Annotated in this window: 17 protein-coding genes; 7 read left to right on the top strand and 10 right to left on the bottom strand. The window is 68.2% G+C overall.

The annotated features are described in order from the left end of the window. Positions 1-55 precede the first annotated feature (55 nt). Complete coding sequence (locus tag ACEWX3_RS18415) at positions 56-1,075, top strand: NADP-dependent oxidoreductase (RefSeq protein WP_207067543.1); 1,020 nt, start codon at positions 56-58, stop codon at positions 1,073-1,075. Positions 1,076-1,090: 15 nt separating this feature from the next. On the opposite strand, the gene ACEWX3_RS18420 is transcribed toward ACEWX3_RS18415, so the two are convergent. Continuing rightward, the gene (locus ACEWX3_RS18420; protein WP_207067542.1) at positions 1,091-2,011 is read right to left on the bottom strand and encodes an LLM class F420-dependent oxidoreductase; all 921 of its coding nucleotides are present in this window, start codon (positions 2,009-2,011) and stop codon (positions 1,091-1,093) included. A gap of 138 nt (positions 2,012-2,149) precedes the next feature. Here ACEWX3_RS18420 and ACEWX3_RS18425 point away from each other — a divergent pair, with 138 nt between their 5' ends. Beyond that, entirely contained in the window at positions 2,150-3,091 is a 942-nt protein-coding gene (locus ACEWX3_RS18425) for an LLM class flavin-dependent oxidoreductase (protein ID WP_207067541.1), read from the top strand. A gap of 135 nt (positions 3,092-3,226) precedes the next feature. Then, positions 3,227-3,694 (top strand): SRPBCC family protein, encoded by a 468-nt coding sequence (locus ACEWX3_RS18430; protein WP_207067540.1) that lies wholly within the window; start codon positions 3,227-3,229, stop codon positions 3,692-3,694. Positions 3,695-3,726: 32 nt separating this feature from the next. Here the strand turns inward: ACEWX3_RS18430 and ACEWX3_RS18435 are convergent, their stop codons facing one another. From ACEWX3_RS18435 to ACEWX3_RS18465, 7 genes are read right to left on the bottom strand one after another with little or no spacing between them, the layout of a single operon-like run. Beyond that, on the bottom strand, positions 3,727-4,674 hold the full coding sequence (locus tag ACEWX3_RS18435; RefSeq protein ID WP_286183240.1) for an alpha/beta hydrolase: 948 nt from the start codon (positions 4,672-4,674) through the stop codon (positions 3,727-3,729). A gap of 5 nt (positions 4,675-4,679) precedes the next feature. Then, complete coding sequence (locus ACEWX3_RS18440; protein ID WP_374157273.1) at positions 4,680-6,188, bottom strand: flavin-containing monooxygenase; 1,509 nt, start codon at positions 6,186-6,188, stop codon at positions 4,680-4,682. Positions 6,189-6,195: 7 nt separating this feature from the next. Next, on the bottom strand, positions 6,196-6,927 hold the full coding sequence (locus ACEWX3_RS18445; protein WP_207067538.1) for an SDR family NAD(P)-dependent oxidoreductase: 732 nt from the start codon (positions 6,925-6,927) through the stop codon (positions 6,196-6,198). Between the two features lie 15 nt (positions 6,928-6,942). Continuing rightward, entirely contained in the window at positions 6,943-7,722 is a 780-nt protein-coding gene (locus ACEWX3_RS18450) for an HpcH/HpaI aldolase/citrate lyase family protein (RefSeq protein ID WP_374159890.1), read from the bottom strand. A gap of 10 nt (positions 7,723-7,732) precedes the next feature. Further along, positions 7,733-8,701: a zinc-binding dehydrogenase gene (locus ACEWX3_RS18455; RefSeq protein ID WP_207067536.1), complete on the bottom strand. Its 969-nt coding sequence runs from the start codon at positions 8,699-8,701 to the stop codon at positions 7,733-7,735. Position 8,702: 1 nt separating this feature from the next. Beyond that, entirely contained in the window at positions 8,703-9,923 is a 1,221-nt protein-coding gene (locus ACEWX3_RS18460) for a cytochrome P450 (protein ID WP_374157274.1), read from the bottom strand. Between the two features lie 5 nt (positions 9,924-9,928). Then, positions 9,929-10,633 (bottom strand): NIPSNAP family protein, encoded by a 705-nt coding sequence (locus ACEWX3_RS18465; protein WP_374159891.1) that lies wholly within the window; start codon positions 10,631-10,633, stop codon positions 9,929-9,931. A gap of 138 nt (positions 10,634-10,771) precedes the next feature. Here ACEWX3_RS18465 and ACEWX3_RS18470 point away from each other — a divergent pair, with 138 nt between their 5' ends. Both ACEWX3_RS18470 and ACEWX3_RS18475 read left to right on the top strand, forming a co-directional pair. Next, positions 10,772-11,611 carry an SMP-30/gluconolactonase/LRE family protein gene (locus ACEWX3_RS18470; RefSeq protein ID WP_374157275.1) on the top strand — a complete coding sequence of 280 codons (840 nt, stop codon included), beginning with the start codon at positions 10,772-10,774 and terminating at the stop codon, positions 11,609-11,611. A 22-nt stretch (positions 11,612-11,633) separates the two neighbouring features. Next, positions 11,634-12,476 carry a thioesterase family protein gene (locus ACEWX3_RS18475; protein ID WP_374157276.1) on the top strand — a complete coding sequence of 281 codons (843 nt, stop codon included), beginning with the start codon at positions 11,634-11,636 and terminating at the stop codon, positions 12,474-12,476. Positions 12,477-12,524: 48 nt separating this feature from the next. Here ACEWX3_RS18475 and ACEWX3_RS18480 read toward each other — a convergent pair whose 3' ends face one another. Then, entirely contained in the window at positions 12,525-12,716 is a 192-nt protein-coding gene (locus ACEWX3_RS18480) for a ferredoxin (protein ID WP_207067532.1), read from the bottom strand. A 66-nt stretch (positions 12,717-12,782) separates the two neighbouring features. Here ACEWX3_RS18480 and ACEWX3_RS18485 point away from each other — a divergent pair, with 66 nt between their 5' ends. After that, positions 12,783-13,358: a TetR/AcrR family transcriptional regulator gene (locus tag ACEWX3_RS18485; protein WP_374157277.1), complete on the top strand. Its 576-nt coding sequence runs from the start codon at positions 12,783-12,785 to the stop codon at positions 13,356-13,358. Here ACEWX3_RS18485 and ACEWX3_RS18490 read toward each other — a convergent pair. Further along, entirely contained in the window at positions 13,355-14,539 is a 1,185-nt protein-coding gene (locus ACEWX3_RS18490; protein ID WP_374157278.1) for a CaiB/BaiF CoA transferase family protein, read from the bottom strand. The genes ACEWX3_RS18485 and ACEWX3_RS18490 overlap by 4 nt on opposite strands. Before the next feature lie 85 nt (positions 14,540-14,624). On the opposite strand from ACEWX3_RS18490, the gene ACEWX3_RS18495 reads away from it, so the two are divergent. Further along, positions 14,625-15,773, top strand: coding sequence for a phosphotransferase (locus ACEWX3_RS18495; RefSeq protein ID WP_374157279.1), 1,149 nt, complete (start codon positions 14,625-14,627; stop codon positions 15,771-15,773). Positions 15,774-15,853 lie beyond the last annotated feature (80 nt).

The raw sequence follows: 15,853 nt of genomic DNA on the forward strand, positions 1-15,853 counted from the left end.
GAACTCGCGGGCAGAAGCACTTCATCGGTCGGCTGCCATGCCGTAGGTTCGGCTGGTGTCGACGCTGACGAATCGCCAGATCCTGTTGCGCCGCCGTCCCCGGGGGCTGGTCGAGCCCGGGGACACCGAGCTGGTGACCACGGCGGCACCTCGTCCGGCCCACGGTGAGGCATTGGTGCGCACCACCTACGTCGGGATCGACGCCGCCGCCCGGACGTGGCTGGATGACCAGCCCGGCTACCTGCCGCCGGTCGGGCTCGGCGAGGTCATCCGCGCTGCCGGTATCGGCGAAGTCATCGAAACACGTTGTGACGCATACGCTGTCGGCGACATCGTGACGACACTGACCGGCTTCCAGGAGTACGCGATCGTGCGTGACGACCTGTTCACGACGCCCGTGCCCGGACCGGGCGATCAGGTCGACCAGCGTGCGGTGATGTCGATCTACGGACCGACCGGCGCCACCGCGTACTTCGGTATGACAGGCATCGGACGCCCCGTGGCCGGGGAGACGGTCGTGGTCTCCGCGGCGGCCGGCGCCACCGGCTCGGTGGCCGGTCAGATCGCCAAGATCGCCGGAGCGCGGGTGGTGGGGATCGCCGGCGGTGCGCACAAGTGCCGCGCGGTGGTGCAGGATTTCGGGTTCGACGCGTGCATCGACTACCGCGAGGACGACCTGCCCTCGGCACTGAAGACGCACTGCCCCAAGGGGGTCGACGTCTACTTCGACAACGTGGGCGGCCCCATTCTCGACGCCGTGCTCGGGCGCCTGGCCCCCAAGGCCCGAGTCGTGTTGTGTGGGGTGATCTCCAGTTATCTGACCGGTGAGCACCCGGGACCAGCCAACTACGTCAACCTGCTCGCCAAGACGGCCTTGATGCAGGGGTTCAACGCACTCGACGAGTGGGGCCGTTTCGATGAGGCCTTCGCTGCGCTGCGCGGGTGGGAGGAACAGGGGCTACTGGTGCACCGCGAGCACATCTTCGAGGGCATCGGATCCTGCGTCGACGCGCTCAACGGCTTGTTCACCGGTGTGAACATCGGCAAGACACTGGTCCGGCTCTCCGGTTCGTGAGCGGGAGGGCAGCGCTCACCGGCGCGCGATGACGTCGGCGCCGAACTGGTCGATGGCCTCCAGGGCGTGCGCCAGGCTGTCTCCGGGCACACCGACCTGGACCCACGTCACGCCCAGGTCGGTGAGCTGGGTGAGCCCTTCGACGTACGCGTCGGCGTCGAAATCGTCGGCACCGGGGGTGCCGCCGGCATGGTTGGTGAACGCGACGTCGACCGTCGACGGGTCGCGGCCCGCCTCGTCCAGCCGGCGTCGTAGGTCGCCGATGCCGGCGGAGAGGTCGGCCAGTGACTCCAGCGCAGCGGTGCGCGCGGTCTGCGCCAGCATCGCGGGCGCCCGGAACGGGCACCAACCCTGTCCGTGCGCGACCACCCTGGTCCGCGCGGCCGCGGTGTTGCCGCCGATCCAGATCGGCGGGTGCGGGACACTCACCGGCCGGGGGTGGGCGGTGATCCCCTTCGCGGTGAAATGCTCGCCGCCGATGGTGACGTCGTCGGAGGTCCAGATGTCACGGATCACCTGAAGGGATTCCTCGAACAGCGCGGCCCGGTCGTCGAAATCGACCCCCAGGGCCGCGAACTCCCGCTTGAGGTAGCCGACGCCGACGGCGAGGGTGAATCGACCGCCGGACACCAGGTCCAGCGTCGCACCGGCCTTGGCCACGAGGAACGGGTTGCGGTACGGCAGCACGACGATGTTGGGGATCAGGCGCAGCGTGGTGGTGTGTGCGGCCGCGAAACCCATCGCGACGAAGGGGTCGAGCGCGTCGTGCCCGCCGGACTCGAGCCACCGCTGGCTGGGAGCGGGGTGATCGGTGAAGCCGAACCCGTCGAACCCGGCCGTCTCGGCGGCCGCGGCGACCTCGGCGATTCCCGCCCCGGTCACCAACTCCGGGTTGTACGGGTGGCTGTGCATCGGGTGGGTGATGGCGAATTTCACAACCAGGCCTCCTCGCCGGTCATGTGTGGGCACTCCGTACTCGCTGGGTAACTTCCTTCTCCAAGCGTGAGAATGTCGTTACCATGCACGCAGTGCGATGTACAGCGGCACGACCGAAGAAGGGGGTGGGCGACACCGATGGCCAGGCCCGAGATCGGGATCTATCTGCCCCACATGGGCCTGCCCTACGAGGACGTGGAACGCCGTGTCCGCCGGTGCGAGAACTCCGGCATCGACTCGCTGTGGCTCTACGACCACCTCTTCGCTCCCGGCATGCCCGATTACCCCTCGCTGGAAGCGTGGACCCTGGCCACCGCGCTGCTCGCCCGCACCGACCGCATCCGAATCGGACACATGGTGCTGTGCAATCAGTTTCGCCACCCGGTCATGCTGGCCAAGATGGTGACGACCCTCGACCACATCTCGGGCGGGCGCCTGTCGCTGGGCATCGGCAGCGGATCGATCGAAGACGAACACCGCCGGGCCGGCCTGCCCTGGGGCACGTTCGCGGCCCGGTCGGCACAGCTGGGAGAGACGCTGCAGATCCTGCACCAGGCGTTCAGCGAAGAGCGCATCCACTTCAGTGGCGAACACTTCGCCGTCACCGACCTGCCCATCAAGCCCGGACCGACACAGCAGCCGCATCCCCCGATCGTCGTCGGTGGGGTCGGCGAGAAGTACACCCTGCCGTTGGTGGCGCGCTACGCCGACGTGTGGAATGTGCCGACCTACGCGCTGGGCGACATCGGGGCCAAGCTCGCCGCACTGCGAGCGATCTGCCAGGACATCGGCCGAGACCCCGACAGCATCGTGCTCTCCGTGGAGGCCGTGATGGCACTCGCGCCCGATGAAGCCGCGCTGCCCCGCGTCCGCGAGACTGCCGAGAAACGTTTCGGCGATCCGGGTTTCGGCCTCCGGGAGGCGGGACTGGTCGGCACGGCGTCCGCCGTGGTGGACCGGCTGGGCGAACTGGTCGAGCTCGGTTTCGGCCAGCTGGTGTTGTTCACCCACGACCGATGCTCGGAACAGACCCTGGAGCTGCTGTCCACCGAGGTGATTCCGCAACTCCCGCACGCCTAGGGGCGTCCGGCCGCCGCGGGGGCACAGGCGGGCCTCACCCTTCACCGCCTCAACCGAAGCGTGACATCGCCTGGATATTTTGTAAAGCTTGGGGCGGTTCGCACCCCCGCGGGCCACGGCGCAGGACGGAGCACAGTGGGGATCGTGACGACGACGTCGGAAACGGCGTTCACCCAGCCTCCCGAACAGATCTACGACTTCGTGACCAATCCGGCCAATTGGCCGAAGACCTACCCCGGCAGCGCGCATGTCGGCCGGGTGCCCGAGAAGCTTCCGCTGGAGGTGGGCGACACGTGGACCGAGACGGGTCCGGACGGAAACCGCATCTTCACCTGGCATCTGGCGATGGCCACCCGTCCGAAGCTGTGGATGTTCACCTCGGTCGGCAACCTCGGCCACGACAGTGACGGCGACGGCGGCATGCCGGGACGGATCACGGTGCAGTACGAGTTCAGCCGACCCGGAGAGAACATCACCCTGTTCCGTCGCACCATGACGATCGAGGCGTACCGGGATCATCCGTTGCCCGACGGCTTCTTTCGGACCGTCAATCCCGCCAACATCGACGCCTACCATGCCGCGGTCGCCCGCGAGTTGGCATGACGCAGCCGGTCACCGCCGGGAAGCCACCCGGTTCACCAGAGGGCGCGCCGCAGTGCCGACCCCTGGATCTCGAACAGTTGCGTGCTGACCTCCCACTCGGGCACCAGCGAATCGAAGCCGTGGCACGTGCCGGCGAACACGTGTAGCTCGGTGCGCACACCGGCCCACATGAGGCGGAGCGCGTAGTCGACGGCTTCGTCGCGCAATGGGTCGAGCTCTGAACAGGTGATCAACGCCGGCGCCAGACCGCCCAGCTCCTCGGCCCGTGCAGGGGCGGCGTCCGCCGACGGTGGCGTATCGGCGAGGTAGTGCCGCCACATCCACCCCACCGCGTCGCCGTCGAAACCCGGTGTGGTGGTGAACTCGTCCTTCGACGGCGAGGGCCGGTCGTCGAGCACGGGTTGGTGCAGCAGCTGGAACACCACCGGCGGGGCCTCGCCGGCCGCGGCGCACTGCGCCAGCCGCGCGGCCAAAGACGCGCCGGCGCTGCTGCCGCCGACAGCCAGAGCAGCCACATCGAGACCGACCTCCGCGGCCGCGCCGACCGCCCACCGCAATATCGCCAGGGCGTCGTCGGCTGCGGCAGGGAACGGATGCTCAGGAGCGAGTCGGTAGTCGGCCGAGACCACGGTGCACCGGCCCCGTCTGGCGAACTCCACGCACTGGCGGTGATCGGTGTCGAGGTTGCCGAGAACGAAGGCCCCCGAATGGAAGTACAGCAGCGCCGGCGACGGCGCCGGTGCGCCGCGATAGATCCGGACATGCACCGACTGGTCTACCGAAAGCCGGATTTCGCGCTGTTCGATCTCGACGCCGACATCGTCGACGGTCGGCGCGGCCTCGGCCCGTCGCTGGTTCAGCGAGTCCCGCACCGCCCCCAGGACGGCCGGAGACAGGTCGATGCGGGTGCCGGCCAGGTGCTCGAGCGCAGGGTCGAGTCGCCTGCCGATGTCATCGCCTGGCGCGGTCGGGGCCACCACCGGAGCTACCTCTGTCCCGTGCTCTGGGCGCCCACCTCGATGACGGGACGGGCTGCGGGTGCCTCGAAGGTGTAGTCGGCGGGACGAAACCACCTCGTCCGGAGCCAGAAATCGCGCGCGCTGCGCGGCCATTGGGTGACGACGCGGCCGTTGGCGGCCCGAAAGTAGTTGCTGCACCGAGTCAGCCACACGGTGCCCTGCATCCATGTGTCGATCCTCGCCAGGAACCTCGTCACCACGTCGGCGCGCACTTCGATGTAGCTGGAGTTCGTGCGGCGCAGGTGTTTCAGCGCACGCACCAGGTACCGCGCCTGGGCTTCGAGCATGAAGATGACGCTGTTGGACCCGACGTTGGTGTTGGGTCCGTAGAGCATGAAGAAATTGGGGAAACCGGGAACCGCCATGCCCAGGTAGGCGAACGCCCCGTTACGCCAGAGGTGACTCAGCGCCGCTCCGTCGGCTCCGCGGACCTCGAGTTGTCCCAGGTAGTCCGCGGCGGCGTATCCCGTCGCGCACAGCACGACGTCGACGCCCAATTCGGCACCGTCCTCGGTCACCAGCGATCTCGCCCGCAAGGCGCGGGCGGGACTGGAGACGACGCTGACATGGGGTTGGGCGAGCGTCTGCAGGTAGTCGGTGGCGAACACGAGGCGCTTGCAGCCGAACGGATGCTCCGGGGTCAGCCGGCGCCGCAGGTCCTCATCGGCGACAGCGGTTTCCAGTGTGCGCAGGGCGACGTCCCGGAACTCCTGGGTCTTGTCGCTGCCGTTCTCGATGACGGCAATGTTGGATTCGCTGCGCAGCCACAAGCGGGCGCGGTAGATCTTCTTCGCCAGCGGAACGTGGGCGAACAGCCATTTCTCGCGCGCGGTGTAGGCCCGGTCGGGTTTGGGGAGCACCCACGTCGGCGACCGCTGGACCGAGTAGACCTTGGCCGCCTGTCTGGCAACCTCGGGCACCAGTTGCGCCGCGGTCGATCCCGTACCCAGAACCGCGACCCTGGCTCCGTGCAGATCGACCGAGTGATCCCAGCGGGCGGTGTGCATGATGGTGCCGGTGAACGGCTCCTCCTCGACCAGATCGGGCATCACCGGCCGGGTGAACATCCCGACCGCCGAAACGACGACGTCGAAGGTGTGCTGCTCACCGGTCGACGTCTGCAGCCGCCAGGTGTGGTCATCGGACTCCCAGCGTGCAGAGACGATCTCGGTGTTCAGCACCAGATGGTCGGCCAACCCGTGACGGTGCGCGCACCGCTCGAAGTACTGCAGGATCTCGGCTTGCCCAGACCACATCCGCGACCATTGTGCGTTGAGGTCGAACGAGTACGAGTAGAGGTGTGATTTCACGTCGCAGGCCAGGCCCGGATAGGTGTTGATGCGCCACGTTCCGCCGACGCCGTCCTCGCGGTCGAAGATGGTGAAGTCGTCGAAGCCGGCCTTGCGCAGGAAAATTCCCAGCGCCATGCCGCCGGGACCGGCGCCGATGATGCCTATGGACAGATTCTTCGCCATACGGTCGTCATCCAATCTGCAGGCTCTGCCCACCGTCGACGGTGAGTTCTGATCCGGTGATGAACGAGGCGTGCTCGGAGACCAGAAAGGCCACCGCATCGGCGATGTCCACCGGTCGGCCGATGCGGCCCATCAGCGCGTGTGCGGCCAGTCGGGCCTGGGTGGCGTCGTCCAGCATCGGAGTGTCCACCGGGCCCGGGAAGACTGCGTTGACGCGGATACCCTCCGCAGCGAGTTCGACGGCAGCGACCTGTGTGAGACCGCGCAGGGCCCATTTCGAGGATCCGTAGGCGCTGTGATTGGGGAACGGCCGGATCGCACCGGTGCTGCAGGTGTTGACGACGGAGGCGCCGTCGGCCTCGCGCAGATGCGGCAGCGCAGCCTGGATGCCGAGGAACGGACCCAGACAGTTGACCCGCCAGCTCCCCTCGAATGCGGCCGGGGACTCCTCGCTGAGCGCGGCGCGATGCAACACCCCGGCGTTGTTCACCAATGTGGTCAACGCACCGAACCGTGCCACGGTGGTGGCCACCGCCGTCTGCCACTGTTCGGCGGAGGTGACGTCCAGTGGAACGGCCAACGCCCGTCGCGGGTCCAAAGCGTCGGCGGTGGCCTGCACCTCGCCGACGAGTCGATCGCAGGCGGCCACGCAGAAGCCGTCGGCCACCAACCTGGCCGCGATCGCGGCGCCTTGACCCCGGGCCGCCCCGGTGACCAGCGCGACACGACGATCTACCATGTTCCCTCGCCACCTCTACTGATAGGCGTTGCCGGAGTTGCGCTCCGGTGCCCGGTCGGTGGCCTCGGCCAGATGCGCGGCGGCTCCGCGGCGCAGCGCCTGCGATTCCGACGCCAGCGTGATCATTCGGAACCCCTCTTCCGCCAGCTGTTTTCCGAACGAACCACTGCCGGCGTGTACGCCACTGACCAGACCCGCTGCGGTGGCGGCGTGATGGATCGCCGCCATGGCCTCCCGGACCTGTGGTTGGGTACGGGCCTGATCTGGGGCGTAACCCTGTGAGATCGCCAGGTCCGCAGGCCCGAGGTAGATGCCGGTCAGACCCTCGACCGCACAGATCTCGTCGATGGCGGCGGCACCGGCAGCGGTCTCGACCATCGCGAACACCGAGACCCTCGCCTGCAGCACGCCCGGGTCGACACCGAGATCGGTGCGCAGCGGACCGAAACTACGCACACCCCGCGGGGCGTACCGGGTGGCGGCCACCGCTTCGGCGGCCTGCTGGGCAGTTTCGACCATCGGGACGATCACCCCATCGGCGCCCGCGTCGAGCACCCGCCCGATGGGCGCCGCCGCAGGTGACGCCATCCGCACCACGGTGCCGATGCCCACGTGTTCGAGGCCGCGCAGCAGGACGGCCACGTCGGCGTCGCTGAGGTAACCGTGCTGGATGTCGAATCCGACGTAGTCGTAACCGGTCTGGGCGAAGGCCTGCGGACCGGCGGTCGTGGGACCCACCACCCAGCCACCCCACACCTGGCGTTGGGCGGCGAGTGCGGCGGCGAGTGGGGTCATCTCGGTCATGTCAGGCCACGATCGCGATCTTGGCCCGGCCGGGGACCGGGCGGCAGGCCAGGTCAAAAGCAGCCTGAACCTGGTCGACGCCGAACGTGTGGGTGACATAGCTGTCGAGCAGCCCGGTATGTGCCCGCACGAACTCGTCGGCCTTGCCCAGCACTCGTCGGCGTTGCAACGTCACCCCGGACTTCAGCGTGAGGTTGTTGCGCAACATGGTGCGCATGCTCACCGGATAGCAGTCGTCGTCGGGGACACCGAAGTAGAAGACGGTGCCACCGGGCGCGGCGGCCTCGATCGCATGCGACAGAGTCGCGACCTGATGGCCCACCGCTTCGATGACGATGTCGGGTTTGGCGTGCGCGGGCAGGTGACACACCCAGCGGTCGCTGGGTGCGCGCACCACGGTGTCCACGCCGAAGACCGGGCCGATGTCGGTGCGGTCGACCGGATCGACACCGGTGACCTGTGCAGCCCCGGCCGCCTTGGCGACGTAGGAGAACAGCAGCCCGATCGACCCCTGACCGAGGACCGCCACGTGCCGCCCGGTCAGGTCGGGCAACTGTTCGACGGCATAGAGCACACAGGCCAAGGGCTGCAGGGCTACGGCATGTTCCGGGCGCAGGGACCGGTGGTAGGACGCCAGTCCGTCTCCGTCGGCGACGACCTGTTCCATCAGCCCGTCGAACCCCGAGGCCCAGCCGACCACCCGGTCCCCGGCGTGATGTTCGGGGTGGCGACTGGCCAGCACCTCACCGACCACCTCGTGGATCGGGAAGCCCTCTTTCTCGGCGGCACATCGGCCGGTGTCGCCCGGGACCCTTCCTTGCGTGCCCCGGAATCCGGGCAGGTCACTGCCGCAGATGCCGGCGGCCAGAAAACGCAGGAGCACCTGCCCGTCTCCCAGGGATTCCGGCGAGCGGGCCGGCACCTCGGAGCGTTCGAAGGTGTACGGCGCCACCAACCGATACGACCACATGTCAGCAAACCTCGACGGGGAGACTGTTCCAACCCCACTGGAAGCTCGACGGTGGCCGCGCCGCCGCCGCCTCGTCGATCGCGAAATCGGGTACCCGCCTGAGCCATTCGGTCACCAAGGTGGTGATCTCCAGGCGCGCGAGGTGCGCACCCAGACAGAAGTGCTGACCGCGCCCGAAGGCCAGCAGCCGCGGGATCGGGCGGTCCCAGATGAAGCTGTCCGGTTCGGGATATTCGCGTTCGTCCCGGCCGGCCGAGCCCAGCAGCGAAATGATCCGCTGACCCGGCCTCATCGTGGTGTCGTGCAAGGTGAACGGCCGGCGCAGAGTTCGGGCGAACCACTGCGCCGGGGCGCAGAACCGGATCATCTCCTCGCGTGCGACCGGCACGTTGGCGTCGAGGTCCGAACGCACCGTGGCCAACTGGGCCGGGTGCCGCGACAGCTCCCACAGTCCGTGCGCGACGATCTTGGGTACGGTTTCGGTACCCCCGATGAACACTCCGAGTAACTGCACGGCGGCCTCGTCGTCCGTCAGCGCAGATCCGTCGGGCAGCCGATAGGCCAGCAGGTTGTCCACGATCGGCAACGCGCCTGTGTCGGTGGCCGCACGCCGGTGCGCCACCACCGGCGTCAGATAATCCAGGTAGCCGGGTCGCGCCTGCGCCACCTCGACTCCCTGGCCGGGCTGGGCCAGGCTTCCCGCATTGACGGTGGCGAGCACGCCGGCGGCCAGTTCGGTGGGCAGCCCGAGCAGCTCACAGACCACCGAGGCCGAGACGATTCCGCCGTAATCCTGAGTGAGGTCGAATCGTCCGAGCGGCAGCAACTCATCGAGGCGGGCGTTGGCCAGTTCCCGGATCCGCTCGGCGAGCTTGCCGACGGACTTGGGCCGAAACGGTGCGGCGGTACAGCGGCGCACCTCGTCGTAGAGGGGTGCGTCGAAGTTGGCGTGAAACGGCATGGGGTGCAACGGCGGATCGGGCACCGGCCCGGCGTTGTGGCTAGCCAGCACCGTCGCGGCAGGCAGGGTTCCCTCGGACGCGACGAACGTTCCGTCGTTGATCTCCAGCACGTTCCAGATGTCGGCGAACCGCGACAGCGCGTAGGTATCCCACCTCTGCAGGTAGTGAACGGGATCGTGGTCACGAAGCCACCGGTAGTAGGGCATCGGATCGGCCATCACCGCTGGGTCGAACGGGTCGTATTCCCCGACGGTCTGCATCGGAGTCATCGCAGCGGGGACGGAGGCAGCGCGGCCAGAATGGAGTCCTCCCACCCGTCACGCAGCGCGGGCGCGACGCTCATCCAGGTGACGATCTCGGCGGGCGGGTGCTCTTTCCACGACGGGTAGTGATTCTCGAAACAGTTCCAGTCCCCTTCCAGCGCCCAGTAGTGGATCACCTCGTTGAACCGAAAGGTCGTGATGAACGAGCCCAACCACGTTTTGCCGGTCGATTCCGACCACGGAACGTAGAGCCGTTCCAGTTCGCGGATGTAGTCGTCCTGCCGACCCGGCTTGGTCTGCATGATCTCCTGGATCACCAGGCCCGCTGTGACGTTGTCGGCCTGGAGCTGCGCCAACGTCCGGTTGCTGCGCCCCGCGTACATGATCCGCCCTTCCCCGCGAGCGCCGCTGTCGCGCAGGAACATCGACCACCGCGCCGATGCCGCGGCATGGCTGCCACCGCGGGTCTGGGCACGACCGATGCGGGCGTAGTCGGCGAACGAGTCGATCTCCCAGATGACCGTGACCTGCGGCCAGTGCCCGTTGTAGGGGGTGGTTTCCCACAGGGCGAACAGCCGGGCCCCGAGTTCGCCCATCATCGGGTGATAGACGTCGTCGAACTCCGCGACGAAGTGCTCGCTGCCGCCGGACCCGAGATCGATGGTCTCGTGCAGGTAGAGCAGGGTGTGGCGGTGGTAGGTCTTCATGGCCACGGCGCAATCCCCATCGGAGACGTCCCTTCGCCCGTGGCTGTCCCATGGCGGGTTGACAGCTGCACCCAGCGAGCGTGACACTTGTGAGGTGTTTTGTAAAGTAGGGTTTGGCTCGACGCTGGAGCCGCCGCGATGAAGCCCGCCCCGCTTGCCTCAGGCTTCTGCTTCGGTGAGGGTCCGCGATGGTTCGAGGGACTCGTGTGGTTCTCGGACATGCTCGGCGAGGCCGTGCACACGGTGACCCTGCACGGCGAGATGAGCACTCTGGAGTTGCCGGGCCACGCGCCCTCCGGGCTCGGCTTCCGGCCCGACGGCACCCTGCTGATCGTGTCCACCGACGACCGGCAGGTGCTGAGCTATGACGGCGACACGGTCGCGCCGGTCGCCGACGTGACGGATCTGGCGCCCGCCCCGCTCGGCGACATGGTCATCGACCGCTACGGCTGTGCCTATGTCGGCTCCCAGGCCCGATCGGGCGGGGTGATCGTGCGGATCGACCCCGACCGGGAGCGGGGCCGGCGCGCCACCGTCGTGGCCCGCGATCTCGACTTCCCCAACGGCATGGCCATCACCAGCGACCATTCGAGGCTGATCGTCGCTGAATCCACGGCGCGCAGACTCTCTGCGTTCACCATCGATGACGACGGAAGCCTCTCGCAAAGAACGGTTTTCGCCGAAGGGTTGGCAGGCCCCCCGGACGGCATCTGCGTCGACGACAAGGGCGGCGTGTGGACGGCGATGACACTCGCCCACCGATTCGAGCGGATCGTACCCACCGGGGCCGGATATTCGGTCAGCGATCGGATCGACATCGGCGACCGCACCGCCATCGCGTGCACGCTGGGCGGATCCGACGGCCGCACCCTGTTTCTGCTGTCCGCCACCGACGCCTACCCCGAGCGGCTGCGCGGCACGAAGCTGGCCAGGTTGGACGCGGTGACCGTCGACGTGCCCGCCGCCGGGTGCAGCTGAGGACACGATGTCCGATTCCGGCATGTCCGACTCCTATTACGTGAAGATCGACGACACCGACAGCTACGGCGAGCACTTCGTGGCGACCGACCTGGTTCGATCCACCTGGTCAGCCGCGATCCAGCACGCCGCCCCGGTGTCCGCGCTGCTGGTCCGCGCATTGCAGCGGTGCGACCCACGCGAAGACACCCGGCTCAGCCGGGTACTGGTCGACCTGCTCGGCCCGGTACCGGCGGACGGAGATCTGTGGGTGCGGGCCACCCGCGAGCGCTCCGGAACGCAGATCGAGCTGATCGGCGCCGAACTGCTCGCTGCGGGGCCCGACGGATCGCCACGGCCGGTTGCCCGGGCCAGCGGCTGGCGGCTGCAGACTCTGGACACGGCCGCGGTCGCCCAGGCCCCGGTCGAGCCGCTGCGCCCCGTGTCGCAAGCCCGCACCCGGGACATGAGAAAAGACTGGGAACGCAACTACGTTCACAGCCTGGATTGGCGCTGGCTCACCACACCCCTGAACCAGGGACCGGGCGAGTCGTGGCTGCGCCCCGAGGTCGATCTGGTCAAGGGTGAGACGATGACTTCGCTCGAGCGGCTGTTCGCGGTCGCCGACGACGCCAACGGCATCGGTGCCAAACTCGACATCCGCCGGTGGACCTTCCTCAACACCGATCTGGTGGTGCACATCCACCGCGTGCCCGACGGCGAGTGGATCGGCATCCGCGCCGAGACCAGGTACGGCCCCGACGGCGTCGGGATGACGTCAGGCACGCTGTTCGACGAAAGCGGAGCGGTGGGCGCGATCCAGCAGTCAGTGCTCGTCCGCCCCCGTCCACCGAGGCGGGCGTCCGCGAAAGCGCCTCCCTCGTAGCGGCTTTTCGCCTCATTGCGACTGCCGGTGCACTCACACGGCAACGGTTCAGTCGATCAGCCGAAGGGCGGCGGCCGGGCACTGGGTGACCGCGCGGATCATCCGGTCACGGTCGGATTCGGGCCGCTCGGCACCGGTGATGACCACCGTCCCGTCATCCTGGACCTCGAAGACGTCCTCGGCGATCGTCTCGCAGATACCGTGGCCCGTACACCGGGACAGATCGACGTCGATCCTCACGACCGCTCCCGGTGGACCTGCACCGAAACAGCGTGACACTGCGGCATCATTTTGTAAAGTGTGTGAATGTCGGACGTCACCGACGAGCACAGCTCGACTCGCCAGCGGATCCTGGCCGCGACCGCAGAGGTGCTGGGGCGCAACGGCACCACCAAGCTGTCGCTGTCGGATGTCGCGACCGAGGCGAAGGTGTCCCGCCCCACGCTGTACCGCTATTTCGCCGACAAGCAAGTCCTGCTCGACGATTTCGCGGTGTGGGAACGCCATCTGTACGAGCGGGCCATCGCCGAGGCCACCGCCGCAGTGCCCGCCGCGCAGAAACTCGATGCCGCGCTGCAGGTGATCGTGAGGTACCAGTTGTCCTATCCGGGTCTGCGGATGGTCGACGTCGAACCCGACCAGGTGATCAGGCGGGTCGCCAGGATCATTCCGCTGATGCGTGAGCGACTGCAGCGACTGTGCGCCGGGCCAGACTCCGGACTGTCGGCCGCGACAGCGGTGCGAGTGGCGATTTCGCAGTACCTGGTTCACAGCGATGACAGCGCCGACTTCCTTGCCCAGCTCCGGCATGCCGCATGCGTCACGGAATTCGCGCCGCCACCACGCCGCACTGTTCCCCGCGCCGACGGTCGGTGCAGCTAGCGGGCGCGGTTCGCGCGCTTGTCGGCCAGTACGTCGTCGGTGTGCTCGCCCAGCGCGGGTGCGCACCCGCGTACCTCGCATGGGGTCGCGGAGAAGTCGGCAGGCGTGGCGACCATCGGGACGCTCGAGCCGTCCGGGGTGGGCACGTACACGATTCCGCCGCCGGCGTGAAACTGCTCGTCAGCCACCACGTCTTCCATCGAGTTGATCGGCGACCAGAACAGCTCCGGTTGCGCGCCGAAGGCCTCGGCCCACTCATCGAGCGGTTTGGCGGCGAAGACGGCATCGAGTTCGGCGATCAACCCGGCCGCGTTGGCGGCCCGGGCACGGGCCGTCGCATAGCGTTCGTCGACCATCCACTCCTGCCGGCCCACGGCGGCGCACAACGCCGGCCAGTGCCGGTCACCCTGTAACCCCACCAGCCAGAAGCGGCGGCCGTCCGCGGCGGTGTAGTTGTTCATGCACGGGTTGCCCATCGATTCGCGCTGTCCGATCGCGATCGGCTGGCCGCTGATCAGAAACGTCGTCAGGTCGAAGCTCACGGTGTAGGCGCCTTGGCGGTACAGCGACGTCGAGACCAGCTGGCCGGCTCCCGTCCGGGTGCGGGCGACGAGGGCGGCGCAGACCGCCCCGGCGAGGGTCATCCCGACCGAATGGTCTCCCATGCCGCCGCGCTGAAAGGGCGGGGTGTCCCCGGGGCGGGTCAACAGATGCGCCAGGCCCGCCCGCGCCCAGAACGCGGCCACATCGTGTGCAGGACGGTCGACATCGGGCCCGTCGTTGCCGTATCCGGTGATCAACCCGTATATCAGCCGGGGATTGGCCGTCGCCAGGGACTCGAAATCCAACCCGATGCGCCGCAACGCACCGGTGCGGATGTTGGTGATGAACACGTCCGCATCAGCGAGTAGGTCCAGGGCGCTGGTTCTGCCGCCCTCGGTGGTGAGGTCCACTACGACGCTGCGCTTTCCGCGGTTATCCATCTCGAAGGGCGGGCTCTCGTGCTGGCGATCGTGCGGCGGGATCCCCAGCATGCGGCCGAACGTCCGGGCCGGATCCCCGGCGGGCGGCTCGATCTTGACGACGTCGGCTCCCCAGTCCGCCAGGATCCCCCCGGCGGCCGGACCGGCGACCCAGACTCCCAGCTCGACGACACGCAGCCCCTCCAACGGACCCGCCATGCACGACTTCCCTTCTCAACGCTTTACAAACAGACGACTCTTTGTAACTCTGTGTGAGCTGCAGCTCGAGCTTAGGAGGCCCGCGGTGTCCATCATCGACGATCGGGTGTCTCCGGCCATCGGGTTGGCAGCACATCTGGGCCGCGGTATCCGGCGGATCGGGGCCGACGCGGCGATCGGGCGCCTGCGCCGGATGCCGCGCACCGTTGCCGATCTCGATGCGGCGGCGTTGTCGCGACTGATCGGACGGCCCGTGGTTTCGGTCGAGGTGATCGGCGGAGATGCCGGGACTTCCTCGCGGGCGAGGCTCGCGCTGACCGGCGACGATGTCCCCGCGTCCGTGTTCGTCAAGATGGCGGCGGAGACGGTCGCCACCCGGCTGATGGGCGAACTCGGCAACCTCGCCGACACCGAGACCCGTTTCTACCGCCAGCTGGCTCCCGAGCTGACCGGGGTGCCGGCCTCGTACGGTTCCGCCTTCGACGCGTGGACGGGCCGCTTCGTCCTCGTGCTCGAAGACCTGGCGGACCCCTCCGCACCGCCGTGCGAGTTTCCCGACACGCTGCACCCGATCGATCCCGACCGGGCTGCCCTGGTGGTCGAGCTGCTGGCCCGGCTGCACCGGACATTCTGGGGTCGGCTGCCGCAGGCCGCCGGCACCGGTCCACTGGGCTGGGTGTACTCCGCGTCGGCGGACAGCGCCTCGCTGCTCACCGCGCCGCTGTTGAGGACCTCCGCTCAACGGATGGCGCAGCGCACCGAACTGCCGCTGGAGCGTGGCCGCTTCATCAACGAGCACTACCGCGCTTTGGCCGCAGTCGTCGACCGCGGGCCGCACACCGTCATGCACGGTGACGCCCACCCGGGCAACGTGTACTTCCGCGCCGGGCGGGCCGGGTTGCTGGACTGGCAGGCCGTGCGTCGCGGTCACCCCAGCCGCGAACTGGCTTACACGTTGGTGACGTCGATGACGGCCGAGGACCGCCAATCCACCCAGCGCGAACTGCTGGATGTCTATCGGGGCGCGCTGTCTGCCGGCGGCGGACCGGAGCTCGACCGAGACGATCTGTGGGATCGCTACCGTCAGGGTGCGCTGTATCCGTATGTGGCCGCGTTGATCACGGCGGGGATGGGCGGAATGCAGGCCGAGGACATCGCCCTCGAAGGCGTCGAGCGCAGCCTGGCGGCGTTGGCAGAGCTCGAGACGGTGGCACTGCTCAGGAGGTCATTGTGACCGACATTGCCGGGCGTGCCGTCGCTCTGTGTCCACGCGGGGCTTTACGATCGTTCTCGAACCCGTAAGACAGGCCAGGT

This window comes from Mycobacterium sp. G7A2 (genome assembly GCF_041902445.1).
Taxonomy (GTDB): domain Bacteria; phylum Actinomycetota; class Actinomycetes; order Mycobacteriales; family Mycobacteriaceae; genus Mycobacterium.

Bases quoted from the DNA above. Each gene is read 5' to 3' on its own strand.
- ACEWX3_RS18425 (WP_207067541.1), top strand. From the start codon at position 2,150: ATGGCCAGGCCCGAGATCGGGATCTATCTGCCCCACATGGGCCTGCCC.
- ACEWX3_RS18440 (WP_374157273.1), bottom strand. From the start codon at position 6,188: ATGGCGAAGAATCTGTCCATAGGCATCATCGGCGCCGGTCCCGGCGGC.
- ACEWX3_RS18445 (WP_207067538.1), bottom strand. From the start codon at position 6,927: ATGGTAGATCGTCGTGTCGCGCTGGTCACCGGGGCGGCCCGGGGTCAA.
- ACEWX3_RS18450 (WP_374159890.1), bottom strand. From the start codon at position 7,722: ATGACCCCACTCGCCGCCGCACTCGCCGCCCAACGCCAGGTGTGGGGT.
- ACEWX3_RS18455 (WP_207067536.1), bottom strand. From the start codon at position 8,701: ATGTGGTCGTATCGGTTGGTGGCGCCGTACACCTTCGAACGCTCCGAG.
- ACEWX3_RS18460 (WP_374157274.1), bottom strand. From the start codon at position 9,923: ATGCAGACCGTCGGGGAATACGACCCGTTCGACCCAGCGGTGATGGCC.
- ACEWX3_RS18465 (WP_374159891.1), bottom strand. From the start codon at position 10,633: ATGAAGACCTACCACCGCCACACCCTGCTCTACCTGCACGAGACCATC.
- ACEWX3_RS18470 (WP_374157275.1), top strand. From the start codon at position 10,772: ATGAAGCCCGCCCCGCTTGCCTCAGGCTTCTGCTTCGGTGAGGGTCCG.
- ACEWX3_RS18475 (WP_374157276.1), top strand. From the start codon at position 11,634: ATGTCCGACTCCTATTACGTGAAGATCGACGACACCGACAGCTACGGC.
- ACEWX3_RS18485 (WP_374157277.1), top strand. From the start codon at position 12,783: ATGTCGGACGTCACCGACGAGCACAGCTCGACTCGCCAGCGGATCCTG.
- ACEWX3_RS18490 (WP_374157278.1), bottom strand. From the start codon at position 14,539: ATGGCGGGTCCGTTGGAGGGGCTGCGTGTCGTCGAGCTGGGAGTCTGG.